The 17,258-nt window shown below is 31.0% G+C and carries 14 protein-coding genes; 12 read left to right on the top strand and 2 right to left on the bottom strand.

The window, feature by feature from the left end; genetic code table 11:
- Nucleotides 1-183: 183 nt before the first annotated feature.
- The gene (locus ACO5GE_RS05820; protein WP_484829984.1) at nt 184-1,296 is read right to left on the bottom strand and encodes an alanine racemase; all 1,113 of its coding nucleotides are present in this window, start codon (nt 1,294-1,296) and stop codon (nt 184-186) included.
- 286 nt (nt 1,297-1,582) lie between these two features.
- On the opposite strand from ACO5GE_RS05820, the gene ACO5GE_RS05825 reads away from it, so the two are divergent.
- The 6 genes from ACO5GE_RS05825 (at nt 1,583) to asd (ending at nt 8,302) form a co-directional block, all read left to right on the top strand.
- Nucleotides 1,583-2,788, top strand: coding sequence for a hypothetical protein (locus ACO5GE_RS05825; protein WP_484829985.1), 1,206 nt, complete (start codon nt 1,583-1,585; stop codon nt 2,786-2,788).
- Nucleotides 2,789-2,804: 16 nt separating this feature from the next.
- Nucleotides 2,805-3,356 carry a 5' nucleotidase, NT5C type gene (locus tag ACO5GE_RS05830; RefSeq protein ID WP_484829986.1) on the top strand — a complete coding sequence of 184 codons (552 nt, stop codon included), beginning with the start codon at nt 2,805-2,807 and terminating at the stop codon, nt 3,354-3,356.
- 582 nt (nt 3,357-3,938) lie between these two features.
- Nucleotides 3,939-5,057, top strand: a complete 1,119-nt coding sequence (proB, locus tag ACO5GE_RS05835) for a glutamate 5-kinase (RefSeq protein WP_484829987.1) — start codon at nt 3,939-3,941, stop codon at nt 5,055-5,057.
- Nucleotides 5,050-6,306: a glutamate-5-semialdehyde dehydrogenase gene (locus ACO5GE_RS05840; protein WP_484829988.1), complete on the top strand. Its 1,257-nt coding sequence runs from the start codon at nt 5,050-5,052 to the stop codon at nt 6,304-6,306. Before proB ends, ACO5GE_RS05840 begins: the two co-directional genes overlap by 8 nt.
- Before the next feature lie 100 nt (nt 6,307-6,406).
- On the top strand, nt 6,407-7,207 hold the full coding sequence (locus ACO5GE_RS05845; RefSeq protein ID WP_484829989.1) for a TrmH family RNA methyltransferase: 801 nt from the start codon (nt 6,407-6,409) through the stop codon (nt 7,205-7,207).
- Between the two features lie 18 nt (nt 7,208-7,225).
- Entirely contained in the window at nt 7,226-8,302 is a 1,077-nt protein-coding gene (gene asd / locus ACO5GE_RS05850; RefSeq protein WP_484829990.1) for an aspartate-semialdehyde dehydrogenase, read from the top strand.
- 50 nt (nt 8,303-8,352) lie between these two features.
- On the opposite strand, the gene ACO5GE_RS05855 is transcribed toward asd, so the two are convergent.
- On the bottom strand, nt 8,353-8,583 hold the full coding sequence (locus tag ACO5GE_RS05855) for a glutaredoxin family protein (RefSeq protein WP_484829991.1): 231 nt from the start codon (nt 8,581-8,583) through the stop codon (nt 8,353-8,355).
- Nucleotides 8,584-8,772: 189 nt separating this feature from the next.
- On the opposite strand from ACO5GE_RS05855, the gene hprK reads away from it, so the two are divergent.
- From hprK to ACO5GE_RS05885, 6 genes are all read left to right on the top strand, one after another.
- The gene (hprK, locus tag ACO5GE_RS05860; protein ID WP_484829992.1) at nt 8,773-9,714 is read left to right on the top strand and encodes an HPr(Ser) kinase/phosphatase; all 942 of its coding nucleotides are present in this window, start codon (nt 8,773-8,775) and stop codon (nt 9,712-9,714) included.
- Nucleotides 9,715-9,757: 43 nt separating this feature from the next.
- Nucleotides 9,758-11,074, top strand: coding sequence for a CCA tRNA nucleotidyltransferase (locus tag ACO5GE_RS05865; protein WP_484829993.1), 1,317 nt, complete (start codon nt 9,758-9,760; stop codon nt 11,072-11,074).
- A 36-nt stretch (nt 11,075-11,110) separates the two neighbouring features.
- Entirely contained in the window at nt 11,111-13,288 is a 2,178-nt protein-coding gene (locus ACO5GE_RS05870; RefSeq protein ID WP_484829994.1) for an ATP-dependent helicase, read from the top strand.
- Nucleotides 13,289-13,439: 151 nt separating this feature from the next.
- Nucleotides 13,440-13,877, top strand: coding sequence for a dUTP diphosphatase (dut, locus tag ACO5GE_RS05875; RefSeq protein ID WP_484829997.1), 438 nt, complete (start codon nt 13,440-13,442; stop codon nt 13,875-13,877).
- A gap of 33 nt (nt 13,878-13,910) precedes the next feature.
- The gene (locus tag ACO5GE_RS05880; protein ID WP_484829995.1) at nt 13,911-15,524 is read left to right on the top strand and encodes a M20/M25/M40 family metallo-hydrolase; all 1,614 of its coding nucleotides are present in this window, start codon (nt 13,911-13,913) and stop codon (nt 15,522-15,524) included.
- Between the two features lie 31 nt (nt 15,525-15,555).
- Nucleotides 15,556-16,926, top strand: coding sequence for an aminopeptidase (locus ACO5GE_RS05885; protein WP_484829996.1), 1,371 nt, complete (start codon nt 15,556-15,558; stop codon nt 16,924-16,926).
- Nucleotides 16,927-17,258: the final 332 nt, after the last annotated feature.

Below are 17,258 nucleotides of genomic sequence, written 5' to 3' on the forward strand. Positions count from 1 at the left end.
AGGACTTTTAGATGATAATGAGGAATTAGTTCAATTTGATATTGCAATTTAAGATCATTTTTAATTCTTTGAAAAAAAGGCACAGACCGAAATGAGCAGATTATGGTACAGTGCCTTTTTTCTTGATAAGTTTAAATATGAAAAAATTTTTTAATAAAGTTATTAAGAATTGAGCAAAAAAGACTATTCTTTTTTGTAAATTTTTGTTACGGAAGAAGAGTTGTTTGCAAAAACCATAGCACCATAGTATACGTCAAAAGAAACAATATCCCCTTCCTTAATATCTTTTTTTACGTTCTGGATGTCTAAGATTAAGTGATCACTGCTGCCACCAATAATTTCTGCATTTTCCAATTTTACAATAAGAGAATCAACAGAACCAACATCCCTTTTTCCGATTGCGAGCAAAGCTTTTTTTCTAATTCCTTTATCTATGTATTCCGGTTTATTTCCAAAAGCATCTACAAAAATAGTACCGACAGGATAAGAAGGCTTTTCTCTTACTTCAATTACTTCTGCAGATATAGTATATACGTCTGTATGCATAAACGGCATATCTATATTCCAAATATCAATTAAATCTCTACCAAGAGCAATTCCTTCACCAATTCTTAAATGGTTAATTCTTTTCGGAATAGTACCGTCAAGCACCAAAGGTAGAGAAGATGTTGCGCCACCTGAAATAATCTCTAATTTTCTGTTAATATTAGATTCTATTTTTTCAGCAATAGACACTAATCGACCTAGGTTGGAAGTATCAGGACGAATGGAACCATAGCAACCCAAATTGGTTCCAATTCCCTTTAGGTGCAAATTTTTCATTTTTTTCTCTACAGTAATTGCTACATCAATCAATTCATTTTCATCAAAAAAACCTTCTCTTAAATCACCTAAATCCATCATCAGTATCACATCATGGATAACATTATATTTCATAGCTGTTTCATTTGTCTTTTCAAGTACAATTAGACTGGACTGTAAACTACAGTTTGCATATTGAACAACAACATCCAATTCAGAAAGCATAGGCACACGTAAAAGTACCAACCTTCCCTCAAAACCACGATCCCTCATTCGGATAATAGTATTCATTCTAGAATCTGCAATAGAGATACATCCGGCATCTAACAGTGTGTTTGAAATCATATTATAGGAATGTTCGTATGAATCAGTTCCTTTCACGACACCTGAAACAGAAATACCAAATTTTGCACATCGGTCGATAATATTTTTTGCATTTTCATAAAGATGATTTAGATTTATTTCCATAATAGGATATTGTATTTTTTTTTGCATAAGTCAAGACTCCTTAAAGCTATAATAAAATTAGGTCAACATTATTTGATGTTAATATTATAATATAAAAAAAACAAAATGTCATTAAAATAAGACGATTAAAAAAATAATAGTCATAATATTAAAACAATAACCACCAAAGATTTTTATTATTCATTAAAAGAAACAATATTTTTTAAAATATAAATATCTTCAAAAAACTTAATTTATACATATTTTTCTTGTATAATAGTGATATAATAAGAAAAAATTGTAAAAAATAAATTAAAAAAATGGGAGTTTTATTATGAAAAATAAAAAAAATGGAATGTTCAATAAAGGACTTAAAAAAAGAGTCACTTCATCAGAAGAATTTAATTCTGAACGGGAATTAAAAGATTTAGAAACAACAAAAGCGAATAACTCAAATGAATCACCTGAAAATGTTGTCACGTCTGCAAAACATAAAGAATCTTCTGAACATAAAAAAGAGTCTGTTTTTAGTTCTTTTCTGTTTCAAATTAGAAATATTCTATTAAAATCGAAAAGCAATACTAATAAAAGAAGCTATACAAACATTAAGCATAATGCCTATAACAATAAATACAAGGGAAATACACTTGCAGAAGTTAAGCTTTTTTTAATACCTATGTTTCTTATCGTTTTAGTTGGAGGAATTTATATTTATTATTTGTCTTCTACTCCAGCATTAAAAGAAACAGATATTATGAACCAAAAAAGCAGTTCTGATGGAATGGTTTATGAATTTGGGCCACTTCATCCATACGAGATGTGTTCTATGAGAAAGCCTGATTTGATTGCTCATTTAGGAGAGCCTATGGGAGAAGGAGATGGGACAGAAGAAGAAAACCGTTTTTTAAGATATGAGTATGAGTGGTTTTCTTTACCTACAAGATCTAAAATTTATTATGCACGGGAACAAAGAATCTATAAGGCTGTTATCACTTTTAGAGATATTGAGTTTGAAGATTTGCAAAAGAGAATCACAGAAGGAATTGGAGAACCGGTATCCGTAGAAGAATCTAAAGAATTTAAAGATGTAATTTGGATGAAAGATTCTATTAAGTATTGGTTGACAAAGACAGAAGAGGGAGACTTAAATTTAGAAGTTCGTTTGGCTTATTATAATAATCCTGAGGATTTAGATTTAGGATATCGACCAACAATTGTCCAAAGAAGTAAGACAGTTGATATAAATGGAGACAGCAAGCCGGATGATGTTGTTTTGATAGGAAGCAAACGTGCATATACTCAAATTTCATACGATCACTTATATTTGCTTGTGATATCAAATGGTGAAGTCTATCATGAAGAGTTTCCAAAAGAGATGGATGGGGGACAATATCCTCAAATGCGAATTGAAACAGAAGGAAATAAAAAACAAGTGGTAGTAGAAGCAGGAAACAATTTTGTACTAAATCAAAATGTATTTGTATTTGAAAATGATAAGATTAAAAACATAAGTAGTACGAATGAACCGATAAAAAAATAAGTAATGGAGGAAAAGTTTGAATATTTGTATTGATATTGATGGAACTATGACAATACGAGATTATTATATTCCATTCTTTAATTGTTTTTTTCAAAAAAATATTAAATTTACACAAATGATGGAGTATGATTTGAAGAAAGTCTATGGAGTAAATGAGTACCAAATAATGGATTTTTATCAAAAATATGGACATGTTATGCATGCATCTGCCGGTATTCAGGACAATGTTGTAAAAACGTTGATGAAATGGAAACAAAAACATGATATTTCTATTGTTACAGCTAGAACAAGTGAGATGGAGGAAGTAACGGTGAATTGGTTAACCCAACATGGATTAGGAGAAGTGCCCCTCCATTTACTTGGCACAAGTAGAAAAACGGAATTTGCAAAATCATTAAACTGCGACTTGTTTATTGAGGATCATCCTGAAGAGATAAAAAGAATGGCAAACGCCGGAATACAAACTTTATTGATGGATAATCCATACAATCAAAATATTATTCATACAAATATTGTTCGGGTAAATGATTGGTATGAAATAGAGAAAATTGTAGACACAATGATTTAAATGTGGGGAGATATATAGTTTTATAGAATAGGAAGATGAGAATGACAGAAAAACAACAACTATTGTTGAATGTACTAAAGTCAATAATTTATTATTTTTTGGTAGCGATTGGTAGTAATCTTATGTTGAGATCTATTTACCTATATAAAGTTTTCCCGGAAGTAATGTATCTATTTTGGATATTATTTATTTCGTTAGGTTCTACAATGAAGCTTCATAGTAAAAAAATACAAAGACTGATTTCTATAAGTATGCCTTTTTTGATTAACTCCATATGTTTTATATATGCTCTTTGTGTATCGGGTAACTTTCCACATAGGTTATCAGGATATTCTATGTATAGTTGGAATTTTCTTCACTATCTCAATCTCCATTTTTTGTTATCTCCAATATTGATGGTAAAGTCAATGTTTTATTTCAGGTATATTGTTATCTTGATAGCTCCATCCATTCTTTTGTATGTTGGAATGAGTGTATCTAATATTTTGCAATATAGATATCAAGATAAAATAAATTCCATTTCATTCAGGAAAATAGACAAGTAGTTTATTGAAAGAAATGGTTAGGAAGGTATTTTTAAAAATGAGTAAAAAATATAAAAGAGTAGTTATTAAACTGGGTTCTTCCAGTTTAACTTATGATAATGGAAAATTGAATCTTATACAGATTGAACAATTGGTAAGACAAATTGCAGATTTAAAAAATCAAGGACATGATGTACTAATTGTGAGCTCCGGAGCAATTTCTGCAGGTATGGGATATTTGAATTATTCTAAGAGACCGAAAACTTTACCTGAAAAGCAAGCTTGTGCTGCCATTGGACAGGGAAAATTGTTGCATTTGTATGAAAAACTATTTTGTGAATACGGATACGCTGTTGGTCAAATTTTGTTAACAAAAGAAGATTTTGCCGATAGAGAAAGATTTTTAAATTCTAGAAGTGTATTAAATGAATTGTTATCAAAGAATATTATTCCAATTATCAATGAAAACGATGCGGTTGTTGTTTCTGAAATAAAGTTTGGTGACAATGATACATTATCTGCACTAGTCAGCACATTAATAGAAGCTGATTTGTTGATTATATTATCGGATATAGATGGTTTATTTGATAAGAATCCTCAAGTTTATCAAGATGCTAAGTTAATCGAATATGTTAAAAAAATAGATTCTACAATCGAAAGTCTAGCAGGGGATAGTATTTCAAATGTAGGAACCGGAGGTATGAGAACTAAAATTAACGCTGCTAAAATAGCTACGCGATCAGGTGTATCTGTGATAATTACTAAAAGCGATAAACGAAATGTGTTAAACAGTATCTTAAAGGGTGAAAAAACTGGAACTTTTTTTGTTGAGGAATCTCATCAACTGAAACTTAGAAAAAGCTGGATAGCATATAATGCAAGAAGCAAAGGACAAATTATAGTTGATCGTGGAGCATATCAAGCGATAGAGAATAATAAAAGTTTACTACCTTCCGGTATAGTGGAGATATATGGAGAATTTTCAAAGGGAGATGTTGTAGACATTCTATTTAAAAATCATGTAATTGGAAGAGGTCTAACTTATTTTGATCATGAATCCCTAAATAAAATAAAAGGTAAACATTCTGAAGAAATTGAACACATTATAGGGACAAAGGATTATGATGAGGTAATTCATAAAGATAATTTAGTTAGAAGGGAGATTACGGTTGAATAATTTGATTACGCAAGAGTTGAAAGAGATGGCGAAAAAAGCTAGAGTGGCATTTGAGTATTTAAGTATAAAGAGTTCAGAAGAAAAAAAAATTGTACTAAAAAACATTGTAGACATTTTGAAACAAAACAGAGAAGCTATTTTACAAGCTAACCAATTAGATGTCACTAAAATGAGAGACCAAGGGGGAAAAGAAGCATTAATTGAAAGACTTGCTTTGGATTCTGATAAATTTGAATCTATTTGTACAGGTATATTAGATATTATCGGATTGAATGATCCCGTATACGAAATCTTTGATATCATAAAACGACCAAATGGTTTACAGATTGCTAAAATGTATGTTCCTTTTGGAGTAATTGCTATGATATATGAATCAAGACCAAATGTGACAGTAGATGCAGCTGTTATGGCTTTAAAAACATCAAATGTTGTAATATTAAAAGGCGGGAAAGAAGCAATTCATACAAATTTAGAATTAGTTCGAGCAATGAGAGAAGGATTAAAAAAATCAGGTTTTCCTGAGGATTGTATTCTTTTTGTGAATCACACTGAACGTGAATACGCTACTCAGTTGATGAAATTGAAAGGTGATATTGACTTGCTAATTCCAAGAGGAGGTGCCGGTCTGATTCGTTCCGTTGTGGAAAATGCGACAGTACCTGTGATTGAAACCGGTACAGGAAATTGCCATCTATATGTCGATACACATGCAAAAATAGAGAATGCTTTGGATATTGCATATAATGCGAAAGTACAAAGACCGGGTGCTTGTAATGCAATTGAAACTATTTTGGTTCATCGTGATATAGCGAAAGAATTTTTAACTAGATTGCAAGATAGATTCTTCGATGTTGTTGAGATGAAGGGAGATAGTGGTGTGAAACAGATTTTACCATCTGTTTCACTGGCAACAGAAGAAGATTTTCAAAAAGAATTTTTGGATTTTACAGTAGCAATTAAAATTGTAGATAGTATTGATGAAGCAATCAAACATATCAATGTTTATGGAACAAAACATTCCGAGATTATTATAACTGAGAATTATAGCAATATTATCAAATTTCAAAAACAAGTAGATGCAGCAGTAGTTTATGTCAATGCGTCTTCCAGATTTAGTGACGGAGGAGAGTTTGGATTCGGTGCTGAGATTGGAATTTCAACACAAAAATTTCATGCAAGAGGACCAATGGGATTAAAGGAAATTATGACGTATAAGTATGTTGTAATAGGAGAAGGTCAAATTAGATAAATTTGAAATAGAATAATCAGTTCTTAGAATATTATACTGAGTAGAAAGTAGTAAACTCTTTTTGAAAATACGAATATATTAGAGAAGGTAAATTAAAGTGATGAAAGAACCAACAATGATTTTTTCCCAAAATAATACTATGTTTAAGTTAGCTCTTTCTTTAAATAACCAAAAATTTAGAAAAAAACATTCTCTTTTTTTAATAGAAGGAATAAGAGCTGTATTACAGGCAAAAGAAAATAATATAACAATTAAGTGTATTTTTGTAAGCAATAAGTTTAGGAAAAAACATGGTGATGTTTGGAATACTATAAGTTCTTCTTTGGATATAGATGAATATATTCTAGAGGATAATTTATTCAGCAAGTTATCAGATACAGTTACATCACAGGGTATTATAGGTATGTGTGAAATTCCAAAATATGATCTCAACTCTATTTTGGCTAAAGAGAAATCACTGATACTGGTATTAGATCAGATTCAAGATCCAGGAAATTTAGGAACCATTATCAGAACTTCTTTAGCTTATGGAGTTGATGCGATCTTTTTTACAAAAGGGACTGTGGATAGATTTTCTTCTAAGGTAAGTCGAGCTTCTATGAGTGGTAATATTTGTTTACCGATTATAGAATTGGAAGATGGGATAAACTATTTTAAAAAATTCAGATATACTATATACTCAGCTTCTCTTAGTGAAAAATCTTTTTCCTATAGAGAGGTTAATATTGAATCAAAAGTTGTATTGGTTTTGGGAAACGAAGGGAACGGTATTTCTGATAAGATATTAAATTCTTCTGACTATCAGATTATTATTCCTATCAAAGAAGATATGGAATCTTTAAATGTCGGTGTAGCGGCAGGAATATTAGTTAATGAGATTTCTTATAAATTATATGAATAAAGAAAGGAAAGTTATAATATGAAAAAAACAAAAGTAGGTATTTTAGGTGCAACAGGTATGGTGGGACAAAGATTTGTTTCTCTTTTAGAGAATCATCCTTATTTTGAAGTAGTTGTCCTAGCAGCAAGTAGTAATTCATCCGGCTTGAAATATACAGATAGTGTAAATGGAAGATGGAAATTAGAACAACCTATTCCTGAGTATGCAAAAAATATTGTTGTAGATGACGTGCAAAATATTGATTCCATTAAAGAAAAAGTAGAATTGGTATTTTGTGCATTGAATATGGAAAAGGACGAAATTGTTAAGATTGAAGAACTGTATGCAAAATCTGAAGTAGTTGTTGTTTCAAATAATTCGGCTCACAGATGGACAGAGGATGTACCGATGCTTATGCCTGAAATAAACTCAAACCATTTAGAAGCAATTCAAGCACAAAAAGATAGATTAGGAACAAAAAAAGGATTTATTATTGTAAAGCCGAATTGTTCTATCCAAAGTTATGTTCCAGCTTTAACTGTTTTAAAGGATTTTGGTTTAAAGAAAGTAGTAGTTAGTACTTATCAAGCAATTTCTGGAAGTGGAAAGAATTTTTCAGATTGGCCTGAAATGATTGATAATGTGATTCCTTTCATTTCAGGGGAAGAGGAAAAAAGTGAATTGGAACCGTTAAAAATATGGGGAACATTCGACGGAAAGAAATTTATTAATGCTAGCGAACCTGTTATTTCTGCACAATGTATCAGAGTACCGGTTTTGGATGGACATCTTGCTACTGTTTCTGTAAAATTTCAAGAGAAACCATCAAAAGAAGAGATTATTAAGAGATGGCAAGAATATCAAAGTGAGATAGAAAAATATCAATTACCTCTTTCACCGGAGAAATTTCTAACTTATTTTGAGGAAGAAAACAGACCTCAAACAAAATTAGATAGAGAATTATACAAAGGAATGGGAGTTTCGATCGGAAGATTAAGAGAAGATAATCTTTATGACTATAAATTTGTGTGTTTATCTCACAATACTTTAAGAGGAGCTGCAGGTGGTGCGCTTTTGGGAGCGGAACTGTTAAAAGCAAAGGGATTATTAGATTAAATAAAAAAGATAAAAAAGGATTCTCATACTCATCATGAGAATCCTTTTTTCTATAGTCCTAAAAGTGAATCAATTTTTTGTTTATCAAAGCCCATTACAAGCTCATCATCTATATATATAGCAGGCACACCCATAATTTTTTGGCTCATTAAAAACTTTCTAGCTTCAGGATCTTTACTAATATCTTTTGCTTCAAATTCTACATTTTTTTCTTTCAAATAATCCATTGCTTGGTGACAAAAATGACAGGTCGGACTAGTGTAAACAGTTACATGTTTCATAGCATTATCTCCTTTATAGTATATTTAATATATTGATTTATATAACTCTAACTCATATTATACCAATAAAAATAAAAATTAAAACAATAATATTTAAAATAATTATTTTTGAATAACTGATAAAATAATTTGTTGAAAAAAGTATTTTGTGAGATAATGACAATAAAAAGTGATTGAGGTGAATGTGAAATGGTAACACCATATAATAAAAATCAGATATTTATAAAACAGATGATAACTGATTTAAATATTGATGTCGTTACAATGCCCGATGAAATAGATTATACTTTGTATACTTCAGATGTTAATCGTCCTGGAATTCAATTGGCAGGCTTTTATGGATATTTTCCTTCAGATAGAATCCAAATAATTGGTCAGGTAGAGTATGCTTACTTAATGTCTTTAGATGAAGATGCACAAAGAAAGGTCTTGGAAAAATATTTATCTTATAGTATGCCTGCTATTTTTATGACCAGGGGACAGAAACCAGGCAAGTCATTTGTTGAAATTGCAAAAAAATATAATCAATACTTACTGATTAGTGAATTACCAACAAAAGAATTAGTAAATAAACTAGTTGTGTATATCAAAGATATCATAACTCCAAAAGAAGTGGTACATGGCGGATTATTAGATGTAGATGGGGTAGGGATTTTAATAAAAGGAAAGAGCGGAATTGGAAAAAGTGAGACGGCTCTTGAATTGATTCGTAGAGGACATCGATTGATTTCTGATGACGTGGTTGAAATCAGAAAATCTGAAGATGGAATTCTTGTTGGAACATCCCCTAAAATTACCAAAAACTTGATGGAAATAAGAGGAATAGGGTTATTAGATATACAAAATTTATTTGGAGTGGGAGCAGTGAAACAATCAAAGGCAATTGATATGATTGTTTATTTAGAAAATTGGGAAAATGGACGATACTATGATAGATTGGGTATTGATTCAGAATACGAGGACATTTTTGGTATTTCTATCAATAAAATAATTATGCCGGTCCGACCGGGTAGAAATATTGCAACGATTATAGAAGTAGCTGCTAGAAATTTTCGACAAAAACTTTTAGGATATAACGTTGCAAAAGTATTGGAAGAAAAGTCGGCAGAAATTTCCTCAAAAAAAAAATAGTAAGGAAATTTTTTGAACACTGATATTTTATTTTGGGGGAACTATGGAGTTTTTGTTGTCGAATGAAGTGAAAAAAATTTTTCAAATTTTAGAAGAAAATAGATATAAAGTCTACTTAGTAGGAGGAATCATCCGAGATTATTTTTTAAATCGTGAGAATAATGATTTTGATATGGCGACCTCAGCAACACCTTCAGAAATGATTGATTTGCTGAAAGATTTTCAGATAGATGAAACCAATAGTGATTTTGGAACCATTAGAATCAAAATTTCAGGAAAAAAAGATATTGAAATTACAACATTTCGTGAAGAGGAATATAAAGATGAAAGCAGATATCCCACAAAAATATCCTTTGTAGATGATATTTCGATTGATTTAAATAGACGTGACTTTACAATGAATTCATTAGCTTGGAATTATGATGGATTCGTTGATTATTTTCATGGATTGGAAGATATAAATAATTTTTGTATCAGAGCAATAGGAATTCCAACTAAAAAATTTTTAGAAGACCCTCTAAGAATGTTAAGAGCGATTCGTTTTTCTTCAGAATTAAATTTTATGATAGAGGAGGAGACCTATTGTGCAATTGTAGAAAATGCGATCTACATATCAAGATTATCTTTTGAGAGTATTAAAAATGAATTTATCAAAATTTTACTTTCCAAGTACCCTAATTATGCAATGAAATGTCTTTTCGATTGTAAAATGTTAGAATATATCTTTCAGGATTTTGATATTTACTGGGAGAGAATTTATAACCAGATTGAAGAAAAAAATTGCAATATCATGTTTTTGATGGAAGGATTATCCAAATTAGATTGCAGAGTAGAAGTAAGGGTTGCTGCGTTCTTGTACTATCTTCTGTCTTGTTCTATAGACATCGAGAAGAAAGATACCTCTATAGTACAGTTAAGCGAACAAATAGTAAAAAAATTGAGATTTTCAAAACGAATTAGTTCTCATATCTGTAATATCATAAAGTATTATTCCGTAGAGAAATACATTTCTTCTAAGCCTAATATTCATCAACTAATTTCCATGGCTGGAGATGATTGTTGGAGGAATATTACTGGGATTAGAACGCAATATTTTTCATATTTGAGGGAACAAGACAGTTGTTATGAATTATTATACAACATAGGTATGTGGATCCAAGAAAATAGGATTCGTTCAAGAAAAGAGCTTTGTATTACAGGAAAGGAAATGATATCTTTAGGATATGAAGGAAAAGAAATTGGTAAAATTTTAGATGTACTGTATGATGATGTAATTGAAGGTCGTGTGGAAAATAGAAGAGTACTTCTGATGGACAATGCATCCAGTATGATGATATCAATAAAAAATGAAACAGAATAAAATGATGCTAAAAGCAAAAAATAAGTGAGGAATAGTATGGATATAACAGGGTTAAATAAAGAACAGTTGGATGCTGTACAAACAGCTGGTGGTAATATGCTGGTTCTGGCTGGGGCAGGTTCTGGAAAAACAAGAGTAATTACTTACAAAATTGCATATTTAATTGATCAAGGAGTTTCACCATCAAATATTTTGGCGTTAACCTTTACGAATAAAGCTGCAAATGAAATGAAAGAGAGGTTATCAGTTATATTGTGCGACGGATTTTCTCCCGCGTGGATAGGTACATTTCACTCCATTTGTTTGAAAATTTTACGTGTCAATATTGAGAAAGTCAATTACAAAAAAGAATTTGTTATCTATGATGGTTATGATCAAATTGCAATTATTAAAGACTGTATGAAGCAATTAAATATCAGTCCGAAAATAAAACCGTCTTTCTTTCTTTCTAAAATATCTGATTTTAAAAATCGTTTTAAATTACCTCATGAGTGTGAACTGGATAAACAAAAAGATTTGTCTTCTGTTCAGATTTACGAAGTATATGATATGTATCAAAAAAAGTTGTATTCAGCTAATGCAATTGATTTTGATGACATCATTTTTTATACAGTAAAAATTTTAGAAGAATACGAAGAGATAAGGTCTTTTTATCAGGATAAATTTCAACATATATTAGTTGATGAATATCAAGATACCAATTATTTACAGTATCGATTTATCAAGATACTTTCCGAGAAACATCAAAACCTATGTGTGGTAGGAGACGATGATCAGTCTATTTATCGTTGGCGTGGGGCAGAAGTAAGAAATATTTTAGAATTCGAAAAAGATCACAAAGATACGAAAATTATTAAGTTAGAACAAAATTATCGTTCTACACAAACTATTTTGAATGTAGCTTATGATGTAATTTCAAAAAATATTGGTCGAATGAACAAAAAACTTTGGACAGAGAATGGGACAGGGGAATTGATTGTTCTAAAAAAACTATACTCAGAAAAAGAAGAAGGTGCTTGGGTTGCTGAGCAAATTAAGGAATTGGTGGATAAATTTGGATATTCATTAGATGAAATAGCAGTATTATATCGAGCAAATGCTCAATCTCGTGCTATTGAAGATACTTTTGTTTTAAAGGACATACCTTATAGAGTATTTGGCGGAATCAAGTTTTATGACAGAAAAGAGATAAAAGATTTGTTAGCTTATCTTAGATTAATTTCTAACACCAGTGATATCAGTTCTTTCAGAAGAATTATCAATATTCCTAAGAGGGGAATTGGAATAAAAACGATTGAAAAAATAGAATTCAACGCTTTGTCAGATTCCAAAACAGTATACGAGTATCTGTTGAGTGATGAGCTGTTAGATTTTTCTGTTAAAGTGAGAAAAAATTTAAAAAACTTTATTTCTATGATGGAAACATTTCGCTCTATGTCAGAGTTAATTCCTTTGGATGAGTTAATCGAAACAATTTTGGATCATACAGGATATCGCAAAGAGTTAGAGGAAGAAAAGACGGAAGAAGCAAACAATAGATTAGAAAACTTAAGAGAGTTTTTGTCTGTTGCAAAAGACTTCTATCAAACAAAAGAAAAAGAGGAAGGTTTATCCGATTTTTTATTCGGTTTATCTTTGGCAACAGAGCAGGACGAAGATGAAACGGAAGGAAAAGTATCCTTGATGACATTGCATAGTGCAAAAGGGCTTGAGTTTCGAGCGGTATTTATTGTCGGTATGGAAGAAGGATTATTTCCGATTTCCAGAGCCGTATATGATGAGTATGAACTGGAAGAAGAAAGAAGACTCTGTTATGTAGGGATTACCCGGGCAAAAGAAAAACTATATCTTACTTACACCGGGGAAAGAATGATTTACGGAAAAACAGAAAAAAGAGTGATTTCTCGATTTGTAAAAGACATTGATTCAAAATATATTTCCGGTAATTTACATGATTCGTTGGAACAGGGAAAAACGCTCTCATTGTATCAAAAATATCGTGAAAAATATAAAGTAGGATTAGAAACAAAGAAAAAAGATGATAGTTTCCCTCAAGATGCTCAGAAAATCTCTTTAGGAAGCAAAGTGAAACATAAAGTGTTCGGAATAGGGACAGTTGTTGCAAGAGAAGAAGGAGTATATACTATCGTATTTGATTCAAAAGGAATCAAAAAAATTGATACAAAGTATGTTTATTTGGAGGTTTTATCTTAGGGTCAAATTTGAAAAGTAAAATATTAGAGTATAGATTGAATTTCGTAACAATTAGAGATAAAATTAATCATAGAAATAGAAGATATACTATGTTACTATATTGATAGAGAAGATAAGTTGACAGAAAGAGAAGGAGGTAGGAAATTTGGAAATGAAAACAGTCTTTTTTGAAAAAATACATCAAGATGCAATTTTACCTTCTTATGCACATGGCGGAGATGCAGGGATGGACTTATATTCTGTAGAAGAAGTATCGGTTTCTTCTGGAGATTCTGCACTGATTCATACAGGATTAAAAATGAAATTACCGATGCATACAGAAGGACAAGTAAGGCCTAGGAGTGGTTTAGCCTTAAAGCATCAGATAACACTATTAAATTCTCCCGGAACAATTGATGAAGGATATCGGGGAGAGTTGTGTATTATTTTAATCAATCATGGAAAAAAAGATTTCTTAGTTGAAAAAGGAATGAAAATAGCACAGATGGTTATTGCTCCGGTGATGCAAGTTAAGATAGAGGAACAGTCTTGTATTGGAGAAGATACAGTTCGAGGTGCAAATGGATTTGGATCCAGTGGTTTGAAATAAAATTCAAAGAAAATATAGAGGAGTGGTGTCATTATGAAAGAAAGCATAAAAAAAATCTTTGAAGAAAGTATTTCCATTGTAAGTTTTACTAATACAAGAACAGAACGAGATATTGAAGACTATATTCATCAATATATGTCTGAAATGGAATATTTCATACAATATCCTGATAATTTTGGAATGAAGGACATTCCTAATGATGTACATGGCCGTAGAGTAAATTGGGGACTGGTAAATAGTGGAAAAAAGGAAACTGTCATTTTGTTTCATCACCATGATACAGTAGATATTGAAGACTATGGTTCTTTACAAAATATTGCTTTAGAAAATGAACCTTTAAAAAATGAATTATTAAAAATGAATTTACAAGAAGAGATTCAATCTGATATCCGTTCAAATGAATGGGTTTTCGGAAGAGGCTCTTGCGATATGAAAGCGGCTTTAGCCTTGCAATTAGCGGTATTAGAAGAGTATTCCAAGGGAGTAAATCAACAAGTTAATGTTTTATATCTTTCTGTTGCTGATGAAGAATCTTATTCTCAAGGAATGCGTTGTGCTATTACATTGTTAGCTGAATTAAAAGAAAAATTTGATTTAGAATATATATTGGCAATAGATTCTGAACCTTTTGAAAGCAATTCTAAAGACATAAAGGGTTTACATGTCGGTACTGTAGGAAAGATGATGCCTACCATTGTTGCACAAGGAGTGGTTTCCCATATTAAAGAACCTTTAAAAGGGATAAATGCCATTTCGCTACTATCAAGAATTGTTTCAAAAATTGATTTGAACCCTAATTTATATGAATGTGCGAAGGGAGAAAATTCTCCATTACCTTCTTGGAGCTATGCACGAGATTTAAAAGAAATTTACGATGTTTCAACTGTATTGAGAGCTGCAGGATACTTTAGTGTACTTCATTTAGAAAGAAGTCCTAAGGAAATTATGAATGTTATTTATACTCTATGTGAAGAGGCGATAGAAGAGTTCTATGATAACTACGTGAAATTGCAAGATAGATTCTGTGTAGAACATATGATTTCAAAACCGAAAATATTGTTTTTTGAAGATTTAATGAAATTGTGTCAAGAAAAAGATGGTTTTGAATCATTTTGGAGTGAATTAGAGAAAGACTCTGTAAAAAAATTGTCTGAAGGAAGAAGCTACCAAGATATCACTATCGATAACATTCAGCAACTCTTAGAATTCTATGGTAAAAAAGAAGCAATCGTTGTTTTGGCTATAGCTGCACCATATTATCCAGCATTAAGTTCCAGAAATGTGAAAGACTCTAAAATTGAGATTGAAAAGCTTATTGAATGTTATACCGACTATTTGAAAACAAATTATCATTGTTCATTGAACATAGAAGAATATTTTATGGGAATTTGTGATATTAGCTACTGTGCTTTAGAAAAACCTCTGCAAGATTATACATCTGTTATGGATTCTATGGCAGTTTCTAAGTCAGTATACGATATTGATTTTAAAAGTCTAGATAAAATCAATATCCCCGGAATCAATTTAGGACCTTGGGGAAAAGATTTGCATAAATATACAGAAAGAGTATACGAGAAAGATGTGTATGATACCATTCCTAATTTCTTGTTATATTTACTAAATAATATCGAAAAGATAAAGAAATAAGAAATCGTTGTAGATAAAGAAGGAGATTATTATGGAACATGAATTAAAATGGAACCAATTGAAAAAGCAAGAGTTGAAGAAGGTAGAAGAATATGCTAAGAGTTATATGGACTTTTTAGATGCCTCTAAGACAGAAAGAGAATGTGCGAAAGAAATTATTCGTTTAGCTGAATTGAATGGATTCAAGGATATAACGCACTATCAAAAAAAAGGAAAGATTACTTCTGGAAGTAAAGTGATGATAAACCACAAAAATAAAAGTGTTCTTCTATTTGTAATGGGAACAGAGAGTTTGGAAAAAGGATTTCATCTTGTAGGTTCTCATATTGATTCGCCAAGGGTAGATTTAAAAGCAAATCCACTTTATGAAGATGGGAATTTAGCATTGTTAAAGACTCATTATTATGGTGGAATCAAAAAATACCAATGGGGATGTATTCCGTTAGCAATGTATGGAGTTTTGTTTACAAAAAATGGAAAAGTTGAAATTAGTATTGGTGATAAAGAAGAAGATCCTGTATTTTGTATCAATGATTTGCTAATACACCTTTCTGCAAAACAAATGGAGAAAAAAGCTTCTGTTGTTTTGGAAGGAGAACAATTAAATGTTGTGTTCGGACACATTCCTGTAAAATCGGAAGAAAAAGATACTATAAAAAAGAATGTATTGAATATCTTGTTAAAAGAATATGGTATAGAAGAACAGGACTTTTTGTCAGCTGAAATTGAAATGGTGCCTGCAGGAAAGAGTAGATTTGTAGGATTAGATAGAGGTTTAATAGGCGGATATGGACAAGACGACCGTGTATGTGCGTATGCTTCTCTAAAAGGAATTTTTGAGATAGACTCTCCTAAGTACACTGCTTGTTGCTTGTTTGCAGATAAAGAAGAAATAGGATCAACCGGAAATACAGGAATGAATTCAAAGTTGTTGGAAAATGTGATTTCCGAGTTAGTTGATTTAGAAGGAGAATATAGCAGTCTTAAAGTAAGACGTGCTTTACAGAATGCAAAGATGTTATCTGCAGATGTTAATGCGGCATACGACCCAACATTTTCAGATGTAATGGATAAGCAAAACTGTGCTTTTGTTGGAGAGGGTGTATGTGTTACAAAGTATACCGGTTCTAGAGGAAAAGGTGGTTGCAGTGATGCGAATGCTGAATTTTTACATGAAGTAATTAGTCAGTTTAATAAAGCAAAAGTTGTATGGCAAACCGGAGAACTTGGAAAGGTAGATGCAGGTGGAGGTGGAACCATCGCTTGTTTCTTAGCAGAATATGGTGCTGAAGTGTTAGACTGTGGAACTGCTGTCTTAAATATGCATTCACCATTTGAACTTTCAAGTAAATTTGATATCTATATGACGTCAGAGGCTTATCGAGTATTTTTGGATAACTAATGTAGGAAAATCTCTTTGGCATTTCATGTCAAAGAGATTTTCTGTAAAATTTGAAAAGAACCGTAATAGATTAATGGCTTGAATGATCATCTGAAAATTTAATATCCTGTATTTCGGTCTAAAAAGTTTTTATTTTTAAAAGACAAGTAGGTATGATTTGTAGTTTTTGGATCTAATCATTTTGTATTGTTTTGAATCAGTCATGAGAGCTAAAATTGTTGTAGAGATAGTTTTTATGAAGAAAGAAACAATATGAAAACTTTGTTGAATTTTATAGAATGTAATGTGATAAGACATATGTTACAGAAATAAATAAAAAAAGAGAGATACTT

This window comes from Filifactor sp. (assembly GCF_057248345.1).